This window comes from Eggerthella guodeyinii, assembly GCF_009834925.2.
In the GTDB taxonomy this organism is placed as follows: Bacteria; Actinomycetota; Coriobacteriia; order Coriobacteriales; family Eggerthellaceae; genus Eggerthella; species Eggerthella guodeyinii.
The window spans coordinates 2,016,600-2,034,551 of the sequence record NZ_CP063310.1; the positions used below are offsets into that span (position 1 = coordinate 2,016,600).

The window sequence follows — 17,952 nt, forward strand, 5'->3', positions numbered from 1 at the left end:
GAACCATGGATATCCAGATCAACTACGACTATCGCAAAGAGGACCTCGAGAAGCTGCCGCTGCACGAGCTCACCCAGTTCGTGCTCGCACGCGAGGACAAGCCCTTCAACACCGAGGTGTCCATCAGCTTCGTCACCGACGAGGCCATCGCCGAGCTCAACGAGCGCTACCGCCACAAGGAAGGCCCCACCGACGTGCTGTCCTTCGAGTGCGACGGCGTGGACGACGACCTGTCGGCCATGACGCTGGCCGAGGACCCCGTCTTCGAGCTGGGCGACGTCATCATCGCCCCCGACGTGGCCTCGCGCCAGATGCGCGAGTTCGGCACCACGTTCGAGGAGGAGATCAGCCTGCTGCTCGTGCACGGCCTGCTGCACCTGTGCGGCTACGACCACATCGAGGACGACGAGGCCGAGGTCATGGAGAAGCGCGAGGCGGAGATCCTCGAAGCTTGGTCCAAGCGCTAGGCTCGGGGGAGGGGCGGGATTGCATGGACGCGACCAACGCCATGGATGAAGACGATCGCACCGAGGGGTCGCCGTCGCCGGAGGGCGGCGCGCGCGGCGACGGTCGGTTCGTCCGCAACCACGCGGACAAAGGCTCGCGCGCTCGGTTCTCGCTCGGGCGCGCGTTTTCGTGTGCCTGGGAGGGCATCGCCTACACCACGCGGACGCAGCGCAACATGAAGATCCACTTCGCGGTGGGCGCCGCGGCGGTCGCGCTTGGCATCGCGCTCGGCATCGACGCGCTGTCGTGGGCCGCCATCGCCATCTGCATCGTGCTCGTGCTGGCCGCCGAGTGCCTGAACACGGCGCTCGAGTCGGTGGTCGACCTCGTGTCGCCCGACTACGCCGAGCTCGCCAAGCACGCGAAGGACTGCGCCGCCGGCGCGGTGCTCGTATGCGCGCTCGGCGCCGTGGCGGTCGCCGCGGCCGTGTTCCTCCCGCGCCTTCTGGCGCTTCTGAGCTGATACCGAGAAAGGTTCCATCGATGACCGATATGTTTCCCCCGAAGGACGAATCCTTCAAATCCGGGTTTGTCACGCTGGTCGGACGCCCGAACGCAGGCAAGTCGACGCTGGTCAACGCCATCATGGGCAAGAAGATAGCCATCACGTCGAACACGGCGCAGACCACGCGCCACCGTTTTCGCGCCGTGCTGACCCGCGACGAGTTCCAGCTCATCCTCGTGGACACGCCCGGCTTGCACAAACCCCAGGATGCCCTCGGCGAGGAGCTGAACACGTCCGCGCTCAAGGCGCTCGAGGACGTGGACGTGGTCGCCTTCCTCGTGGATGCGTCGAAGCCCGTGGGCACGGGCGACGAATGGGTGGCCGCGCAGCTCGAGCGCACGCGCTCGAAGAAGATCCTCGTGCTGTCGAAGATCGACCTCGTGGACGGCGAGCAGCTGGACCGCCAGCGCTTCGCGGCCGCCCAGCTGGGCGATTGGGACGCCGTCGTGGAGCTGTCGAGCGCCACGGGCGAGCACGTGCAGGACTTCGTCGACGAGGTGGTGGCGCTGCTGCCGCCGGGGCCGGCGTGGTTCCCGGCCGACATGGAGACCGACCAGCCCATCGAGGTGGTGGTGGCCGAGTTCATCCGCGAGAAGATCCTGCGCTCGTTCCACGACGAGGTGCCCCACGCCATCGGCGTGCACGTGGAGGAGATGGAGTACGACCGCAAGAAGGACCTCTACCGCATCTACGCCATCGTGTACGTGGAGCGCGACAGCCAGAAGGGCATCATCATCGGCAAGAAGGGCGCGGCCATCAAGCAGATCGGCACCGAGGCGCGCGCCGACCTCGAGCAGCTGCTCGGCTGCCGGGTGTTCCTCGACCTGTCGGTGAAGGTGAAGAAGAACTGGCGCCGCGACGCCAGCCAGATCCGCCGCTTCGGCTACGGCGAGGGCGCGTAGGAGGCCCCGCCTGCCCGGTCGCCGCGGCGAAGGACGGCGAGGGCCCTGAGGCCTTCGCCGCGGCCGAGAGGGCGGGATTTTTTGCAGGTATTGTCACGAAGCGCGCAATCGGCGCGTTGTCCGCCTGCGCGCGGCCCGTTTTCGGCTACAATCTCAGAAGGTGCCGTTTGCGCGAGGGAGTAAGCCAGCATGATCTGTCCGAACTGCCAATCCGATAACAAAGAAGGCGCGAAATTCTGCAACGAGTGCGGGTTTCCGCTGACCGGCCGCATGGCGGCCGTCGCCGCCGCGTCCACGAGCGACGCGACGCTGCGCTCGATCGCGGCCGACGAGGTTCCCGAGGCCCCCGAGGACGACGCGGTCGAGGCGCCCGAGGCGGCCGACGCCGCAACCGACGGGCTCGACCCCGACTTCGAGGGCGTCGTGTCCGCCGACGAGCCCGCGCCCGCCGACGAGCTCGGCACGTCGGGCCCGCTCGACCGTTCCAGCCTTCCCGCCATCGACGTGGCGGGCGTGAACGTCGACGAGAACGGCAACGCGTTCGACTTCAGCTCCGTCGGAGACGACGAGGCCGCGCGCGCTGCCGATGATCTCACGCCGTTCGTGCCCCGCCGCCCCGACGAGGAGCCCGTTTCCGGCCGCTCCGACTTCTCGGGCTTCGACGAGTGCCTCGTCGACGCGGGCTACGTGCCGCCGAAGAAGTCGTGGGGCCCGGGCGACACCATGGAGATGCCGCGCATCGAGGGCCAGGCCGCCCCGAAGCAGAAGGAGTTCCGCGCGCCCGACGCCAACCAGAAGAAGGGCGGCAAGGGCAAGATCGTGGCCATCGTGCTGATCTGCCTGCTGGCCGTCGGCGGCGCCGCGGCCGGCGTCACGTACTACCTGGAGCTGTGGGGCGGCAAGATGCTGCCCGACGTCGTGGGCATGACGCAGTCCGACGCCGTCTACGTGCTGGAGTCCAAGGGATTCGCCGTGCACGAGGAGAAGATCAAGTCCGATGACACCGAGGGCGTCGTGCTGCTCATGGACCCCACCGCGGGCGCGCGCGAGGAAACGGGCTCCGAGGTCACCATCCACGTCTCCGAGGCGCGCACGATCCCCGAGGCCGTGGGCAAGCAGCGCGACGAGGTGGCCGCTCAGCTCGAGAAGGACGGCTTCGACAACGTCACGTTCGTCACCGAGAAGTCCGACGAGCACGAGGGCCTCGTGCTGGGCATCGTCCCCGAGGCGGGCTCGAAGGCGAAGGCCAACACCGAGATCACCGTCACCGTGGCCGTGCCCTACACCGTGCCCGACGTGGCGAACAAGACGTGGGACGAGGCGTCCAAGCTGCTGCAGGACGAGGGGTACGAGCCCGTGGCGAGCTACGTGTACGACGAGAGCGTCGCGCCCGGCACCGTGCTGGGCACCGACCCCGCGGCCGGCGCGAAGGCCGATTCCGGCTCCACGGTCACCGTGTCCATCGCGCTGTCGCGCGCTTCCGAGCTGGAGCAGGCCGCGCTGTCGTACCTCGGCGGCGTGCAGGGCTCCGGCGAGCCCATCACCATCGGCGGCACGGCGTACCTGGTGGATTCCGTGGACGCGGTGAAGTACGAGGGCAACGAGACCACGTCGTTCACCATCACGGGCAGGGCGGTGACCTCGCTCGACGGCGAGACCGTGTACGGCTCCTCGAAGCAGAAGAGCGGCGCCATCGTCTGGACGAGCGACAACGCCATCGCCAGCATCTCGTAGGCGCGCGTGTCCCAGCCCACCTACGGCGCACGCGCCATCGTGCTGCGCAAGACGAAGCTCGGCGAGAGCGACCTCATCGTGACGATGCTCGCCGAGGACGGCTCGCAGATGCGGGCCGTGGCGAAGGGCGCGCGCAAGCCCGCCAGCTCGTTCGCGGCGCGCCTCGAGCTGTACTCGGTGGCCGACGCGCTCCTCGCGCGCGGGCGCAGCCTCGACATCGTGAAGGAAGTGCGGCTCGTCGAGAGCAACGAGCGCCTGCGCCGTGACATCGAGCACGCCTCCGGCGCCGCGCCCATGGCCGAGCTGCTCGACCGCGTTACGCAGATGGGGCTGGAGAACCCCCGCCTGTTCGCGCTCACGCGCGCGGCGCTCGCCAGCTTGGGGCGGGTGGAGGCCGCGCAGGTGCCGGCCGTGTGCGCCGCCCACCTGCTCAAGACGCTCGCGTTCACGGGGCTGCGCCCCAGCCTCGACGTGTGCGTGGGCTGCGGGCGCGACGTGCCGGCGCCGGCGGGTTCGTCGGACGCCCTCGTGCCGCTCTCGTACCAGGAGGGCGGGGTGGTGTGCGCCGCGTGCCGGCCGAACGTCGAGACGGTCCTCGTGCCGGCCTCCACGCTGGCGTGGTGCCGGGCGCTGCTGGGCTCCACGTTCGCCGAGATCGAGGCTCTCGAGGTGGACCTTTCCGCCTCGTTCGCCGTGCTGCGCTTCTGCCAGCAGTGGGTGCACGAGCACGTGGGATCGAACCTCAAGTCGCTGAACTTCCTGTTCACCTGCGGATTGTTCTGAGAAGGCGCGGGCGGGGCCCGCGTGGAGATTGTACATCGAAGGAGAGGGTCATGTACCAGTACACCCCGCGCGGCGTCTGCTCGCGCGCGATCCACATCGACCTGGACGGCGACAAGGTGGCGCACGTCGAGTTCGTCGGCGGCTGCAACGGCAACCTCAAGGCCGTGTCCAAGCTCATCGAGGGCATGACGGTGGAGGAGGTCGCCGCGGTGCTCGAAGGCAACACCTGCGGCCGGCGCAGCACCTCGTGCGCCGACCAGCTGGTGAAGGGGCTGCGCGAAGCGCGTCAGGCGGCCGTGTAGGCCCAGATCGCGCGGCACTGGCCGAGCACGGTGTCGAAGTCCCAGGCCTTGCCCGTGCGCTCGGGGCTGTTGGGGTCGCGGATGAGCAGGCGGCCCTGCTCGTCGATGCCGGTGAGCACGATGAAGTGGCCCGTGCTGGTGAAGTCGCCCGGCCCCACGCTGCATACGACGGGGGAGCCGGCCAGGAGGGCGCGGCGCACGCTCGCCTCGTCGGCGGGCACTTCCTCGGCGACGAGCCCCAGCTCGGCCGCGCCGTCGGTCATGAACGCCCAGGCGGTGCCGTCGGGCGTGGCGCAGCCGAGGCGCTCGGAGAACGCGCCCATGTCGGCCGGGGTCATGTCGGTGCGGCCGGTCAGCGCGACGTACACCATCGTCAGACACGTGGGCCCGCAGCCCGTCGTGCCGAACGAGTCCCCGGCGTAGGCGGCGCTCGCCCAGGCGGGGTCGCGCTGGTACAGCGCCGGCACCTCGCCGGCCTTCCAGGCGCTCTGCGGCGTGGACTGCGGCTCGGAGGAGGAGGCCCCGCCCGCCTGCGCGCCGACGACGACGCCCGTCAGAGTGCTCACGGCGTACCAGCAGGCGCCGCCGAGGGCCGCCAACAGCACGAGCACGACGGCGAGCTGCCCCGGCGTGCGCGCGCGGATGCGGTGCGCGCCGGGTGCGGCGTAGGCGCGGTTCGGGGGAACGACCATGCGGCGGGTCGGCTGCGCGCGGTAGGCCTGGCGGCTCGGATGCGATCTCGCGTCGAAGGAATTCGTGTACGGCATGGGAGCCTCCTCGAAAGCGTCGGATACAGGGATGGCGAGGCGTCGTCCGAGGCGCTGCCCCGGACGACCTCCGGCCCGCTCGCAGCGCGCCGTCCTCGCCGTCAAGTATCCCTCGGACGCGCCCACCCCGTCCCAGAAGAAACGTCAACCGATTGCTTAAGTTTTCCTTAATGGGGATGATTTCGAGAAGGGGTCGCGCGCGTGCGCACAATCGATGCGGTCGTCTGGCATGGCGGTCGCATCGACAAGGTGTTCGCCGCTGCTTCCGTTAGAGGTTGCGGTATACGTCTCGACGGTGTCCGATCTTGAATACTTCGATCGTTATGCGGTCGCCGTCGACCGTGCCGAGCACGCGATACGTCCCGGTACGCCAACGCCAACCGTTCTTCACTCCCTGGAGTTTCTTCGCGTTGGGGAGCGTGCAGGGGTTCTCGCACCCGTCAAGGCGCTCGATCAGCTCCGATACCAGCAACAGGGTTTTACGATCGAGGCTCCGCAGCTGCTTTACCGCGCCGCTCGTCAGCTCTACCGAATAGCCCAATCAGATCGCCAGCCCGAGATCGGCCTTGGCCTTGCTCCAGGAAATGCGCGTACCGTCGTCTTCCTCGATCGCCTGCGAAAGGTCCCGAGCGTCAAGCTCGTCCTCGAGACGCTCGAGCGTCCACTGGCGCACTTGCGCGGAAAACGTGGAACCGTTCATCTCGGCGAATGCGGCAATCCATTCTTTCTCGTTCGGTTCGAACCGAATAGCCGATGCCGTCATGGCCATAAGTGTCTCCTTTAATGAGTTTACATTGTCAACTCATTATGGTGCATACCGTTTACGTTGTCAACGGTATGCAAGAAAACGCGTCCCGAATACGGAACCGGTCGCTTCAGGGGGTTCTAGCCGCCGCGAGGGAGGAGTTATTTCCCTTCGCCGTATAGATCGCATTCTTCGATGACCTGCATAGGCACGCCTTTTGCTTGCCAGTCGAGCGCCTTCTTGACTTTGCCGCCGTAACTGCCGAGGGAGTACGCCTCGCTGCCGCATCCTCCAATGACCACGTAATCGCATTTTTTAGTGACGCTCTGCAGCACCTCGCCGCCGCGCCCTCGAATGAATGCCGAGACGTCATCTTTGGTTCCGTGGTTGAAGGAACCGGTCAGCACGAATTTTTTGTCGGCGAAGCCCACGTTGCCTTCAATGCTGTTGGAGGGATTGACGATGTGGGAGATGAGGCCTGCGAGCTCGTTTGACTCGGCTTCGTCGATCCATCCGTCTGCGATAGCGTTTTGAAGCAGCGAGACGACGGGCGAAAGCGCAGGGTCGGACGCTAGTTCTTCGTGCAGTCCGAAGAACTCCAAAACTGCCTCTGCTTCGAACGTCGACACCTCTCCGTTGGACACGACTTCTTCCAGCAACGGTATAAGCCACTGCATGGCCTTGGTCTTGTCGGAGACGCTTCGATGTTGACCTCCGCTTTGCTTGCGGCGTTTCGCACCTGGCTCGTATGCTATGAAGTCCGGCATGCTGCCGGTCATTCTGACGAGCGTCCAGAATACGCGCATGCACGCCGCGGCATCGCTCTCGGCCTGATGGTGCTTCGCCAAATCGATGCCCAGAGCCTCGCATACTTGTGGAAGCTTCCCGCCGCCTATGAAGTCGATCCTTTTCGACATGTCGAGCGTGCATGCGTAGCTCATCTTGGGAGAGGGGATGCCGTATGAAACCAGCGTCTTGGTCAAGACGCCGAGGTCGAATCGAGCGTTATGCGCAACCACGCCGTCGACGGGGAAGAACGCGGACAGTGAATCATCCCAGAGCTCCGGGAACGTCTTCGCGTTGAGGACGTCTGTCGGAGCGATGCCGTGTATACGAATGTTGATGTCGTCGAAGCCCGATTCGGGGTTTACGAGATACGACTTCTTTTCTACGATGGCACCGTCCTGATCGGTGACGACGGCCCCGATCGAGCAAATACGATCGTTGTGCCTGTTTGGCGTTTCCACATCGAAAAAGGTGTACAGCATCTGTCTCATCCTCCAAGAAGCCGATCTAATCGATGAATTTCGTCGGCGCGGACAACGACGATTTCGAGAACGCCCCTTCAGCGATTACGCAACCGTTGCGCACTCGGCATTCCGCCAGGCTCGAGCATTCTCTAAACGCATGCTCTGCAATGGAGGCGAGTCTTTCGCAGGAAGCCGATTGCAGCGAAGAGCAACGATAGAACGCCCCACGACCGACCGCTTTCAGATTGCTGAACGTCACGCTGTCGAGGTTTTCGCAACCGGAAAACGCGCATTCGTCGACAAAGACCAAGGATTCGATTTTGCGTTTCGACGAAGGCGACAGTTCGGGTGCGATCCGACGCAGCGAAGAGCAGTTCTCGAACGCCCCTTCTCCTATGGTCACGACTTCTTCGACTGCAACCTCGTCAAGAGCGCTGCATTCGTAAAATGCTCCAGCATGTATATGCAGTACATGCGGCATGATTGCTTTGGTCAGGTTTTTGCATTTCCAAAACGCCGCTCCCGAAACGGAAACGACTTCCTCGTCCACGATCAACGTGGCGATCTCGTTCTTTATAGAATTCCACGGATTGTCATCGAAGCGTCCCGATTCCTTGTTCTGGGTGAATCTCGGCATCTTCCCCGTTCCCGATATTCTGAGCGTTCCATCGGATTGGCTGAACTCCCAGTTGACGGATGAGCCGAGAATGCTCTTTTTCATCCTTGTCTCCTTGCTCGCTCGATTCCGAACCGATTTAATCATAGTAACAGTCGCGCAAGGGGAATGGAATATCACGTGGCGCCTTTGCGGCTGTCGATCCGCCATCTCTCCAAAGGGTCGGCGCCATGCGCACCGTCTCTTAAGTTTTCCTTAATCTTGCCTTGTCAGGGGCTCGGGCGCGCGCGGAGGCTTATACAATGGCACGAGACGGAGGGCGCAGGGCGCCCGGCGCGCCCCGCCGGGCGCGAAGATGAGCGAGGAGGAACGCGTGGAATCGAAGATGCGCATCGCCGTGTGCGACGACGAGCAGGCCATCGCCGACTTGGTGGGGCAGCTGCTCGTGGAGGCGGGGTTCTCCCCCTCGGTGTTCTACGCGGCGGCCGACCTGCTGGCCGAGCAGGCGGGCGAGCCCTTCGACCTCGTCATCCTCGACATCATGATGCCCGGCATGGACGGGTTCGCCTGCTGCCGCGAGCTCAGGCGCACGAGCTCGGCGCCCATCATCTTCCTCACGGCGAAGGACGAGGAGATCGACAAGGTGGTGGGTTTCGAGCTGGGTGCCGACGACTACGTGGTGAAGCCGTTCAAGCCCCGCGAGCTCGTCGCCCGCGTCCGCGCGCGCCTGCGCCGCAGCGCGGCGGCCGACGCGGGGAAGGCGGCCGACCAGGGCGTGCTCGAGTGCGGCGGCATCGCGCTCGACGAGAGCGCCTACGCGGCCACGCTGCACGGTGAGCCGCTCTGCCTCACGCCGAAGGAGTTCGCCATCCTCGCCTGCCTCATGCGCGACAGCGGCCATCCCGTGGCCTCGCGCGACCTGTTCGAGGCGGTGTGGGGCGAGGAGGCCAACGCCCAGAGCAACAACACGGTGATGGTGCACATCCGCCATCTGCGCAAGAAGCTGGCCGCCGTCGACTCGTCCCAGGAGTTCGTCGAAACGGTGTGGGGCGTCGGCTACAAGCTGGGCTAGGAGGAGGAAGCTATGGAGGCACCTGCGCGCTCCCAGGCGCGGATCGACCAGACGAAGCGGCTCTCGAACGCCATCCTGCGCCGGACGGTGGTGAACGTCATCCTGTTCATGGTCATATACCTCGTGCTGTACGGCGGCTTCATGACCGTGTTCGGCTCGACCGTGTCGAACGCCGTCTACGAGCTGCTCGACTACAACTACACGCTGCACACGATGCTCGCCAGCACGTTCATGATATGCTCGGCCATCGGCTTCGTGCTGGGCATCGTGCTCGTGGTGCGCTCGGGCATCAACCGGGGCCTGCGCTACTTCGACCTGCTGCTCGACTCGATGTCCGACATCCTGGCGAAGAGCGACGGCCCCGTCATGCTGCCGAGCGAGCTGGCGCCCACCGCCATGGCGCTCAACACCATCAAGGCCGCCTCCGAGCAGAACGAGCGCGCCGCGAAGGCGGCCGAGGAGCGCAAGAACGAGCTGGTGGTGTACCTGGCGCACGACATCAAGACGCCGCTCACCTCCATCATCGGCTACCTCACGCTGCTCGAGGAGTCGCCCGACCTGCCGCTCGACGTGCGCGCCCGCTACACGAACATCACGCTGGACAAGGCCTACCGGCTCGAGGAGCTGCTCGACGAGTTCTTCGAGATCACGCGCTACAACCTGCAGGCCATCCCCATCGAGCGCTCGCGCTTCGACGGCGCGCTGTTCGTGAACCAGGTGATGGACGAGTTCTTCCCGCTGGCCGAGGGGCGCCGCCTCGAGCTGGTCTACGAGGGGCCGGCCGAGCTGTCGGTGTTCGCCGACGCGGGCCGCGTGGCGCGCGTGCTCAACAACGTCATCAAGAACGCGGTGGCCTACGCCGACCCCGAGACGGACGTGAAGGTGCGCACGGGCCTCGTGACGGCGGCCGACGGCTTCGTGTGGTGGGAGCTCACGGTGAGCGACCAGGGCCGCGAGCTGTCGCCGCAGCACCTCGAGCGCGTGTTCGAGAAGTTCTACCGCGCCGACGAGTCGCGCGGGTCGCAGGCGGGCGGCGCGGGCCTCGGCCTCGCCATCTCCCGCGAGATCGCCCGCGCCCACGGCGGCGACATCTACGCTTCGAGCGACGCCGGCCTCACCTCGTTCACCATCTGGATCCCCCAAGGCCCCAGCGTGGCGCGCTCGTGACGCGGCCCCGCGCAGCCCCGCACCGGTGCCGGAAAGAAGGAGCCGTACTATGATCGAGCTCGTCGCCTACGAGCCGCCGCTCAACGAGGCGCTGTTCGCCTTCCTCGGCCGCTGCCTGCCCGAGTCGGGGCGCTCGTTCGACCCGGAGGGGCGCCATGCGCACCTGATGCGCATCGAGGAGGCGTACGAGGCGCTCTGGTGCCTCGTCGAGGACGGCGGCGAGGTCGTGGGATGCGCGGGCGTGCGCGCGCTCGACGCGCGGACCTGCGAGCTGAAGACGCTGTTCGTGTTCGAGCGCCTGCAGGGCCGGGGCTGGGGCCGGCGCCTCGCCGAGCGCGCCGTCGCCTTCGCGCGCGAGCGGGGGTACGACGCCGTGCGCCTCGACACCGTCTCCACGAGCGCGAACGCCATCGCGCTCTACCGGCGCCTGGGCTTCCGCGACATCGACCGCTACGGCGGCAACCCGATGGCCGACGTGTTCATGGAGCTGCGTCTGTCCTGATGGCGGGGCGGCAACGGATCGTCGGCGCTTTGTGCGGAACCTGTGGGCGCCCCGTCGCCCGCTTGCCGCGCGCGCCGCTTGCCGCTACAATAGGCGGGCTGCGAAAACGCAGGCACGTTCCGCTTGGTCCGCATGTTCACCGCATGCCCACCCAGAGGGACGCGCATACGACGCACGCGGGCCCGGGCCGGGCAGGCGTGCAGGGAGCGGCGCCCCGAACGAGGCGCTGCGCACGAAAGGTGGAATAGCACATGGCCAGCAAACTCAGCATCAGCAAGGAGCGCACCGCCGAGCTCGTCAAGGAATTCGGCAAGGGCGAAGGCGATTCCGGCAGTCCCGAGGTTCAGGTGGCGATCCTCACCGAGCGCATCCGCAACCTCACCGAGCACCTCAAGGTGCACAAGAAGGACAACCACACCCGCCGAGGCCTCATGATGCTCCTCGGCAAGCGTCGCGGTCTTCTGAAGTACATCAAGAACCGCAACATCGAGGAGTACCGTACGCTCATCAAGCAGCTCGGCATTCGCGACACCATCTAGCGTATGAAAGCCCGCCTTGGCGGGCTTTTACATAGACGGCGGGCGGGACGCAAGGGCGCATCCGCTCGCGGCGGCGGGGGAACGGTAAGTACCCCGGCGCCGAAGAAGCTGAGCGGCACTAGGGCCGTTCAGGTGAAGAGAAAGAAAGCAACATATGGAAAAAATCGTCGAATCCTTCGAACTGTACGGAAAGCAGTACCGTTTGGAGACTGGCGAGCTCGCCAAGCAGGCGACCGGCGCGGTCGTCGTCACGCAGGGCGACACGACCGTGCTCGTCACGGCCGTCATCTCGAAGGAGGAGAAGGACTACGACTTCTTCCCCCTCACGGTCGACTTCATCGAGAAGATGTACGCGGTCGGCCGCATCCCGGGCGGCTACCTCAAGCGCGAGGCGCGTCCCTCCGACAAGGGCACGCTGACGGCCCGCATGGTGGACCGTCCCATCCGCCCCGGCTTCGCCGACGGCTTCAAGCGCGAGGTGCACGTCGTGTGCACGACGCTCGTCGTCGACAGCATCAACCCGCCCGACACCGTCTGCGTCATGGGCGCCAGCGCGGCCCTCATGCTGGGCGCGGCTCCCTTCGACGGCCCCGCCGCCTGCGTGCGCATCGGCCGCGACGTCGAGACGGGCGAGTTCATCGTGAACCCCACGTTCGAGGAGTCCGAGAACTCGGACCTCGAGCTGACCATCGCCGGCACGGCCGACTACATCTCCATGGTGGAGGCGGGCGCCGACGAGATCTCCGAAGAGGACATGCTGGCCGCCATGACGTTCGGCCAGGAGGCCATCGCCGCGTTCTGCGAGGTCCAGCAGCGCTTCCTCGAGCGCGCGAACATCGAGCCCCGCGAGTGGCCCATCCACGTCGCCGACCCGGCCATCGCCGAGCGCGTCGCGCCGTTCATGGCCGAGATGTCCGCCGCGCTGCACGATGCCGACAAGCTGTCGCGCATGGGCAAGGTCGAGGAGCTCAAGGCCCGCATCAAGGAGGAGCAGTTCTCCGACGAGGAGCGCGCCGCCTGGAAGGGCGACATCGCCGCCGAGCTCAAGAAGCTCGAGAAGAAGGCCATGCGCGCCATGGTCATCGAGACGGGCGAGCGCGCCGACGGCCGCCGTCCGGAGGACATCCGCCCGCTGTACATCGTGCCGGGCTACCTGCCCCGCGTGCACGGCTCGGGCCTGTTCCAGCGCGGCCAGACGCAGGCGCTCTCCGTCTGCACGCTCGGCATGCTGAACGAATGGCAGCGCCTCGACACCATCGACCCCGCCGAGGGCAAGCGCTACATGCACCAGTACAACTTCCCGCCGTACTGCACGGGCGAGACCGGCCGCATGGGCGCCCCGAAGCGCCGCGAGATCGGCCACGGCGCCCTCGCCGAGCGCGCGCTGCTCCCGGTGCTGCCGAGCGAGGACGAGTTCCCCTACGCCATCCGCGTGGTGTCCGAGGTCCTCGAGTCGAACGGCTCGTCGTCCATGGCCTCCACCTGCGGCTCCACGCTGGCCCTCATGGACGCCGGCGTGCCCATCAAGGCGCCCGTGTCGGGCATCGCCATGGGCCTCATCAAGGAGGGCGACGACGTGGTCATCCTCTCCGACATCCAGGGCATCGAGGACTTCCTCGGCGACATGGACTTCAAGGTGTGCGGCACGGAGAAGGGCATCACCGCCCTGCAGATGGACAACAAGGCCCGCGGCCTGTCCGTCGAGATCCTCGCCCGCGCGCTCAAGCAGGCCAGCGAAGGCCGCGCCCACATCCTCGGCGCCATGCTGGAGACCATCTCCGCGCCGCGCGAGGAGCTCTCCGAGTTCGCGCCGCGCATCGAGACCATCCACATCCCGGTGGACAAGATCCGCGACGTCATCGGCTCGGGCGGCAAGGTCGTCCGCGGCATCCAGGAGGAGACGGGCGCCAGCATCAACATCGAGGAAGACGGCACCATCCACATCGCCGCCATCGAGGGCCCGGCCGGCGAGGCCGCGAAGGCCATGATCCTCGGCATCGTGAAGGAGCCCGAGGTGGGCGAGCAGTTCGACGGCGAGGTCGTGGGCATCAAGGACTTCGGCGCGTTCGTCAAGCTGACCCCCGGCAAGGACGGCCTGCTGCACATCTCCCGCGTGGCCAACGGCCGCGTCGGCAAGGTGGAGGACGTGCTGAACCTCGGCGACGTCATCAAGGTGGAAGTGCTCGAGGTGGACCCGAAGACGGGCAAGATCTCGCTCGACCGCCTCGACAAGCCCGACGCTCCCGAAGGCTCCGCCCCCAGCGGCGAGCGTCGCGAGCGCAGCGACCGCGGGGATCGCGGCGACCGCAACGGCGGCCGCGACAACCGTCCGGGCCGCAGCGGGCGCGAGGGCAACGGCGGCCGCACGCCGCGCCGTCGCCACGACGCGTAGCGATTCCGGCGCGCACGCGCTGCAAGGTTGATTGCGAAGGGGCCGCGCGCGGCCCCTTCGTCGTTGCGGGGGCGACGTTGCCCGGACAAATCGTGCCGACCGGGTAACGGGCGCGCAAACCCCGCCTTCGACGTGGTAGGATACGCACGGTAACGAAGCGAAAGGCAGGTAGCGATGATCAAGGTGGCAGTTGCGGGATGCGCGGGCCGCATGGGCAGGACCGTGTGCGACACGGTGCGCGCGGCGGACGACATGGAGCTTGCATGCGGCATCGACCCGCATAGGCCCGAGGTCGACTTCCCCGTGTACCCGACGGTGGCGGCGGCGCTCGAGTCGTGGGCGTTCGACGTGCTCGTGGACTTCACCCAGCCCTCCGTGGTCGCCGACAACCTGCGCGAGGCCCTTCCCGCCGGCGTCGACTGCGTGGTGGGCACGACGGGCCTGTCGAACGAGACGCTCGAGGAGCTGGCCGCGCTCGCACCGGCGGGCACGTGCCTGTTCTACGCGCCGAACTTCACGACGGGCGCGGTGCTCATGATGGAGTTCGCGAAGGCGGCGGCGCCGTACTTCCCGGAGGCCGAGGTCATCGAGTTCCACCACTGCAACAAGAAGGACGCCCCCTCGGGCACCGCGGTGCGCACGGCGCAGATCATCGCCGAGGCGCGCGACGGCCGCGCGAGCGAGGCGCCGGGCAACGAGACCGAGATCGAGGGCGCCGAGGGCGCGCGCGGCGCGCTCGTGGACGGCGTCCCCGTGCACTCGGTGCGCTCGATGGGCTACGTGGCCAGCCAGGAAGTGATCTTCGGCTCGCTGGGCCAGACGCTTTCCATCCGCCACGACTCGTGGGAGCGCACGTCGTACATGCCGGGCGTGCTGCTGGGCATCCGCAGCGTGGGCTCGTGCGAGGGACTCGTTGTAGGTTTGGAGAACTTCATGGCCTGACGGCCCGTCTCGTGGCATAATAGCCGTTCAGGCACTTGTTCGTGTACGATGGATGCGCGCTCGGCACTCGGCGGCGCGCGTGGAAGGTGAGGAGTCAGAGCATGTCGCAGCCCCGGTTCGGCCGAATGATACCGGCCATGGTCACGCCCTTCGATGGGAATCGCGAGCTCGATCTCGACAAGGCTCAGGCGCTCGCCGCGCGCCTCGTCGACGGCGGCAGCGACTCCCTCATCATCAACGGCACGACGGGGGAGAGCCCGACCGTGTTCTACCCGCAGAAGATGGAGCTGTTCCGCGCCGTGGTGGAGGCCGTGGGCGACCGCGTGCCCGTCATCGCGAACGTCGGCGACAACTGCACGGCCGACACGGTGAACTTCGCCCGCGATGTGCAAGAGCTCGGCGTCGACGGCTTCATGTGCGTGGTGCCCTACTACAACAAGCCCCCGCAAGAGGGCATGTACCAGCACTTCCGCACCATCGCCGACGCGGTCGAGCTGCCCATCATCCTGTACAACATCCCGGGCCGCTGCGTGGTGAACATGGAAGCCGACACCACGCTGCGCCTCGCGCACGACTGCGCCAACGTCGTGGCCGTGAAGGAGGCGTCGGGCAAGATGGACCAGATCAAGGCCATCGTCGACGGCGCTCCCGAGGGCTTCGCCGTGTACTCCGGCGACGACGCCGCCACGTTCGACATCATGAAGCTCGGCGGCACCGGCGTCATCTCCACCATCGGCAACGTGTCTCCGGCGCGCATGAAGGAGATCGTGGATCTGTGCGCGGCCGGCGACTGGGAGGCCGCCGCGGCGGCCAACGAGCGCCTGATGCCGCTCATGACGGGGCTGTTCGAAACCTCGAACCCCATCCTCGTCAAGGAAGCGCTCAAGCTGCTGGGCTTCCCCGTGGGCGGCGTGCGCCTGCCGCTCGTGGACGCCACGCCCGAGCAGTCCGAGCGCCTGGCCGCCACCATGCGCGAAGTGGGCGTGCTCGACGCGTGAGCGCGACCGCCGAAACCGCTTGGACGCCGCGCGCGAGCGCTGCGTCCAAGCGGTTTCGCAAGCAAGGACCGAAGCATCGCGTGAAGCGGTGCATGACATAACCGCGATGTGCGGGCTTGCAGGTGCGAACGGATTTCCACCTGCGGCGAGACCAGCCGGGATGCCCCGGCTCCTCGCATATGCGCCCCCCCGTCGCCCGAGAAAAAGGAACGACATGGAAGAGAAGAACCCGCGCGCTCAGCGCGGAAGCGATCGCGCACGCACGGAGAACCGCACCGGCGGGACCCCGCGCAAGGGTGAGAAAGCGCCCCGCGCGAACGGTGGCGGCGAAAGCGGCCAGAACGCCGGCCAGAACGGCCAGAACAACAAGAAGACGCGCACGTACAAGCACGTGCAGCTCGAGCACAAGCGCCCGCAGCTGACGAAGGGCGAGCAGGCCTCCCAGGGGGGCCAGCGCCCGGCGGACCGCAACGACCAGAGCGCGCGGCGCAGCTTCGCCTCGCCGAAGAAGGATCCGAACGCCACGCTCAAGATCATCCCGCTCGGCGGCCTCGACGCCATCGGCAAGAACATGACGGCCTTCGAGTGCAAGGGCGACATGATCCTCGACGACGCCGGCCTCATGTTCCCCGACGACAACCATCCGGGCGTCGACCTCATCCTGCCCGACTACACTTACGTGCTCGAGAACGCCGACAAGCTGCGCGGCATCATCATCACGCACGGCCACGAGGACCACACCGGCACGCTGCCGTACCTCATGAAGGACCTCGACCGCAACGTGCCCATCTACGGCACGAAGATGACGCTCGGCCTCATCGAGGGCAAGTTCGCCGAGCACAAGATCAAGAACGCCAAGCTCGTGGAGATCAAGCCCGGCGACCAGATCAAGCTGGGCTGCTTCACGGCCGAGTTCTTCGCCGTGAACCACTCCATCCCGGGCGCCGTGGGCGTGTTCTTCCAGAGCCCGGCCGGCAACGTCCTGCACACGGGCGACTTCAAGCTGGACCAGACGCCCATCGACGGCGTGAACACCGACTTCGGCGCGCTGTCGAAGTTCAGCGAGATCGGCGTCGACCTCATGATGAGCGACTCCACGAACGCGCAGAACCCCAACTTCACGCCGTCGGAGGCCGAGGTGGGCAAGGAGCTGGCGAAGATCATCGCGCAGGCGAAGGGGCGCGTCATCATCGCGTCGTTCGCCAGCCACATCCACCGCATGCAGCAGATCTGCGACGCGGCGGTGGCCAACGGCCGCAAGGTGGTGGTCACGGGCCGCTCGATGATCCAGAACACCGACATCGCGCGACGCCTGGGCTACCTCAGCATCAGCGACACCGACCTCATCGACGCCTACGACCTCAAGGGCATCCCGCCCGAGCAGGTGGTCATCATGTGCACGGGCAGCCAGGGCGAGCCGCTCTCGGCGCTGGCCCGCATCGCCAACGGCGAGCACCGCACCATCACCATGGACGAGGGCGACACGGTCATCGTGTCGGCCACGCCGGTGCCGGGCAACGAGAAGGCGGTCACACGCGTCATCAACGGCCTGGCGAAGATCGGCGCGGACGTGTACGACAAGAACCGCGCCCGCGTGCACGTGTCGGGCCATGCCGGCGCCGAGGAGCTCAAGCTGGTGCTGAGCATCGTGAAGCCCAAGGCGTTCATGCCGGTGCACGGCGAGGCGACGCACCTGCGCGCCCACGCCCGCCTGGCCGAGGCCACGGGAGTGCCGGCCGACAACGTGTTCATCTGCGAGAACGGCGAGAGCCTCGAGCTGACGTCGAACGGCGTCGTCCGCGGCGAGACCGTGCAGAGCGGCATCGTGTTCGTGGACGGCCTGTCGGTGGGCGACACGTCGCAGGGCGTGCTGGACGAGCGCAACGCGCTGGGCTCGCAGGGCTTCGCGGCCATCGCCGCCGCGGTGTCGCCGAAGGGCAAGAACGTGGTGGGCAGCGTGCAGATCGAGATGCACGGCATCACGGGCGGCGACGACGACTTCCTCGTGCGCGACGCGCAGAACACCGTGAAGAGCGCCCTCGGGCGCGCCATGGGCAAGGGCGGCGGCCAGAAGGAGTGGAAGAAGGCCGGGCGCGATGCCCTGCTGTCGCTGCTGTGGGAGCGCACGAAAACCCGCCCCATGGTGATTGTGAACTTGCTCGAGGTTTAAGCTATAATGGCCGCATGCACCTTATGGGCGCATGCGGCCGCGTCATCGGCCGAAACGAA

General features: G+C 66.9%; 19 protein-coding genes. 14 read left to right on the forward strand and 5 right to left on the reverse strand.

Going from position 1 to position 17,952, the window contains the following annotated elements:
- The first annotated feature begins 5 nt into the window (after positions 1 to 5).
- From ybeY to GS424_RS08350, 6 genes are all read left to right on the forward strand, one after another.
- Complete coding sequence (ybeY, locus tag GS424_RS08325; protein ID WP_154332305.1) at positions 6 to 467, forward strand: rRNA maturation RNase YbeY; 462 nt, start codon at positions 6 to 8, stop codon at positions 465 to 467.
- Positions 468 to 490: 23 nt separating this feature from the next.
- Positions 491 to 970: a diacylglycerol kinase family protein gene (locus tag GS424_RS08330; RefSeq protein ID WP_160941587.1), complete on the forward strand. Its 480-nt coding sequence runs from the start codon at positions 491 to 493 to the stop codon at positions 968 to 970.
- A gap of 20 nt (positions 971 to 990) precedes the next feature.
- Positions 991 to 1,914, forward strand: coding sequence for a GTPase Era (era, locus tag GS424_RS08335; RefSeq protein WP_160941586.1), 924 nt, complete (start codon positions 991 to 993; stop codon positions 1,912 to 1,914).
- Between the two features lie 189 nt (positions 1,915 to 2,103).
- Positions 2,104 to 3,648 carry a PASTA domain-containing protein gene (locus tag GS424_RS08340; RefSeq protein WP_160941585.1) on the forward strand — a complete coding sequence of 515 codons (1,545 nt, stop codon included), beginning with the start codon at positions 2,104 to 2,106 and terminating at the stop codon, positions 3,646 to 3,648.
- 6 nt (positions 3,649 to 3,654) lie between these two features.
- The gene (gene recO, locus GS424_RS08345) at positions 3,655 to 4,431 is read left to right on the forward strand and encodes a DNA repair protein RecO (protein ID WP_160941584.1); all 777 of its coding nucleotides are present in this window, start codon (positions 3,655 to 3,657) and stop codon (positions 4,429 to 4,431) included.
- Between the two features lie 50 nt (positions 4,432 to 4,481).
- Positions 4,482 to 4,733, forward strand: coding sequence for a TIGR03905 family TSCPD domain-containing protein (locus GS424_RS08350; RefSeq protein WP_160941583.1), 252 nt, complete (start codon positions 4,482 to 4,484; stop codon positions 4,731 to 4,733).
- Here GS424_RS08350 and GS424_RS08355 read toward each other — a convergent pair.
- From GS424_RS08355 to GS424_RS08375, 5 genes are all read right to left on the reverse strand, one after another.
- Positions 4,718 to 5,500: a C39 family peptidase gene (locus tag GS424_RS08355; RefSeq protein ID WP_160941582.1), complete on the reverse strand. Its 783-nt coding sequence runs from the start codon at positions 5,498 to 5,500 to the stop codon at positions 4,718 to 4,720. The genes GS424_RS08350 and GS424_RS08355 overlap by 16 nt on opposite strands.
- Before the next feature lie 268 nt (positions 5,501 to 5,768).
- Positions 5,769 to 6,041 (reverse strand): type II toxin-antitoxin system RelE family toxin, encoded by a 273-nt coding sequence (locus GS424_RS08360; RefSeq protein ID WP_280527521.1) that lies wholly within the window; start codon positions 6,039 to 6,041, stop codon positions 5,769 to 5,771.
- On the reverse strand, positions 6,042 to 6,269 hold the full coding sequence (relB, locus tag GS424_RS08365) for a type II toxin-antitoxin system RelB family antitoxin (RefSeq protein ID WP_101722542.1): 228 nt from the start codon (positions 6,267 to 6,269) through the stop codon (positions 6,042 to 6,044).
- 137 nt (positions 6,270 to 6,406) lie between these two features.
- Positions 6,407 to 7,513, reverse strand: a complete 1,107-nt coding sequence (locus GS424_RS08370) for a 3'-5' exonuclease (protein WP_160941581.1) — start codon at positions 7,511 to 7,513, stop codon at positions 6,407 to 6,409.
- Positions 7,514 to 7,538: 25 nt separating this feature from the next.
- Positions 7,539 to 8,216 (reverse strand): leucine-rich repeat domain-containing protein, encoded by a 678-nt coding sequence (locus GS424_RS08375; RefSeq protein ID WP_160941580.1) that lies wholly within the window; start codon positions 8,214 to 8,216, stop codon positions 7,539 to 7,541.
- A gap of 268 nt (positions 8,217 to 8,484) precedes the next feature.
- Between GS424_RS08375 and GS424_RS08380 the strand changes: the two genes are divergently transcribed.
- The 8 genes from GS424_RS08380 to GS424_RS08415 all read left to right on the forward strand — a co-directional run bounded on the left by GS424_RS08380 (position 8,485) and on the right by GS424_RS08415 (position 17,893).
- Positions 8,485 to 9,183 carry a response regulator transcription factor gene (locus tag GS424_RS08380; RefSeq protein ID WP_160941579.1) on the forward strand — a complete coding sequence of 233 codons (699 nt, stop codon included), beginning with the start codon at positions 8,485 to 8,487 and terminating at the stop codon, positions 9,181 to 9,183.
- A 12-nt stretch (positions 9,184 to 9,195) separates the two neighbouring features.
- On the forward strand, positions 9,196 to 10,350 hold the full coding sequence (locus GS424_RS08385) for a sensor histidine kinase (protein ID WP_160941578.1): 1,155 nt from the start codon (positions 9,196 to 9,198) through the stop codon (positions 10,348 to 10,350).
- Between the two features lie 49 nt (positions 10,351 to 10,399).
- Positions 10,400 to 10,852, forward strand: a complete 453-nt coding sequence (locus GS424_RS08390; protein WP_160941577.1) for a GNAT family N-acetyltransferase — start codon at positions 10,400 to 10,402, stop codon at positions 10,850 to 10,852.
- Positions 10,853 to 11,103: 251 nt separating this feature from the next.
- The gene (gene rpsO / locus GS424_RS08395; RefSeq protein WP_009307039.1) at positions 11,104 to 11,391 is read left to right on the forward strand and encodes a 30S ribosomal protein S15; all 288 of its coding nucleotides are present in this window, start codon (positions 11,104 to 11,106) and stop codon (positions 11,389 to 11,391) included.
- A gap of 154 nt (positions 11,392 to 11,545) precedes the next feature.
- Positions 11,546 to 13,783, forward strand: a complete 2,238-nt coding sequence (gene pnp / locus GS424_RS08400; RefSeq protein WP_114532759.1) for a polyribonucleotide nucleotidyltransferase — start codon at positions 11,546 to 11,548, stop codon at positions 13,781 to 13,783.
- 174 nt (positions 13,784 to 13,957) lie between these two features.
- Positions 13,958 to 14,725 carry a 4-hydroxy-tetrahydrodipicolinate reductase gene (gene dapB / locus GS424_RS08405; protein WP_160941576.1) on the forward strand — a complete coding sequence of 256 codons (768 nt, stop codon included), beginning with the start codon at positions 13,958 to 13,960 and terminating at the stop codon, positions 14,723 to 14,725.
- Between the two features lie 101 nt (positions 14,726 to 14,826).
- Positions 14,827 to 15,723, forward strand: a complete 897-nt coding sequence (gene dapA / locus GS424_RS08410; RefSeq protein WP_154331902.1) for a 4-hydroxy-tetrahydrodipicolinate synthase — start codon at positions 14,827 to 14,829, stop codon at positions 15,721 to 15,723.
- Between the two features lie 214 nt (positions 15,724 to 15,937).
- Positions 15,938 to 17,893, forward strand: coding sequence for a ribonuclease J (locus GS424_RS08415; RefSeq protein ID WP_114532765.1), 1,956 nt, complete (start codon positions 15,938 to 15,940; stop codon positions 17,891 to 17,893).
- The last annotated feature ends 59 nt before the right edge of the window (positions 17,894 to 17,952 follow it).

Excerpts from the sequence above, each read along its gene's own strand:
- ybeY (WP_154332305.1), top strand. The coding sequence starts at position 6 with ATGGATATCCAGATCAACTACGACTATCGCAAAGAGGACCTCGAGAAG.
- GS424_RS08330 (WP_160941587.1), top strand. The coding sequence starts at position 491 with ATGGACGCGACCAACGCCATGGATGAAGACGATCGCACCGAGGGGTCG.
- era (WP_160941586.1), top strand. The coding sequence starts at position 991 with ATGACCGATATGTTTCCCCCGAAGGACGAATCCTTCAAATCCGGGTTT.
- GS424_RS08340 (WP_160941585.1), top strand. The coding sequence starts at position 2,104 with ATGATCTGTCCGAACTGCCAATCCGATAACAAAGAAGGCGCGAAATTC.
- GS424_RS08350 (WP_160941583.1), top strand. The coding sequence starts at position 4,482 with ATGTACCAGTACACCCCGCGCGGCGTCTGCTCGCGCGCGATCCACATC.
- GS424_RS08355 (WP_160941582.1), bottom strand. The coding sequence starts at position 5,500 with ATGCCGTACACGAATTCCTTCGACGCGAGATCGCATCCGAGCCGCCAG.
- relB (WP_101722542.1), bottom strand. The coding sequence starts at position 6,269 with ATGGCCATGACGGCATCGGCTATTCGGTTCGAACCGAACGAGAAAGAA.
- GS424_RS08370 (WP_160941581.1), bottom strand. The coding sequence starts at position 7,513 with ATGCTGTACACCTTTTTCGATGTGGAAACGCCAAACAGGCACAACGAT.
- GS424_RS08375 (WP_160941580.1), bottom strand. The coding sequence starts at position 8,216 with ATGAAAAAGAGCATTCTCGGCTCATCCGTCAACTGGGAGTTCAGCCAA.
- GS424_RS08385 (WP_160941578.1), top strand. The coding sequence starts at position 9,196 with ATGGAGGCACCTGCGCGCTCCCAGGCGCGGATCGACCAGACGAAGCGG.
- GS424_RS08390 (WP_160941577.1), top strand. The coding sequence starts at position 10,400 with ATGATCGAGCTCGTCGCCTACGAGCCGCCGCTCAACGAGGCGCTGTTC.
- rpsO (WP_009307039.1), top strand. The coding sequence starts at position 11,104 with ATGGCCAGCAAACTCAGCATCAGCAAGGAGCGCACCGCCGAGCTCGTC.
- pnp (WP_114532759.1), top strand. The coding sequence starts at position 11,546 with ATGGAAAAAATCGTCGAATCCTTCGAACTGTACGGAAAGCAGTACCGT.
- dapB (WP_160941576.1), top strand. The coding sequence starts at position 13,958 with ATGATCAAGGTGGCAGTTGCGGGATGCGCGGGCCGCATGGGCAGGACC.
- dapA (WP_154331902.1), top strand. The coding sequence starts at position 14,827 with ATGTCGCAGCCCCGGTTCGGCCGAATGATACCGGCCATGGTCACGCCC.
- GS424_RS08415 (WP_114532765.1), top strand. The coding sequence starts at position 15,938 with ATGGAAGAGAAGAACCCGCGCGCTCAGCGCGGAAGCGATCGCGCACGC.